Below are 308 nucleotides of genomic sequence, written 5' to 3'. Positions count from 1 at the left end.
ATGGTGCCGTTGGCGCTGTACAGGATGTCGGTGATCAGGCGTCCGCCGCCGACCGCCGGGTCCTGCTTCTGGCGTTCGCGGCCGAGGCCGTCGTAGATGACGGTGGAGACGTCGTAGTCGCCGTCGTCGGTGAGGGACTCGGTGGTCACCGAGACCGGCTGGCCGATGGTGGTGTCGTAGGTGAAGCGGGCCGACGGGGACTGCGAGGTCGGGCGAGAGGGAGCCCACATCCGGGCGGCGCGGCCGAGGGCGTCGTACTCGTACGTCGTGGTCCGGCCGTTGATGTCCTCCTCGGTGAGGGAGACACC

General features: G+C 69.5%; 1 protein-coding gene. It reads right to left on the bottom strand.

Annotated features, from left to right (window positions below):
* On the bottom strand, positions 1-308 hold a 308-nt coding region (locus tag ACTT8P_RS38565), incomplete at both ends, for a hypothetical protein (RefSeq protein WP_442836446.1).

It is taken from the genome of Streptomyces sp. JW3 (assembly GCF_052216785.1).
Lineage (GTDB): Bacteria > Actinomycetota > Actinomycetes > Streptomycetales > Streptomycetaceae > Streptomyces.
This window is presented reverse-complemented; position numbering and strand designations above follow the sequence as displayed.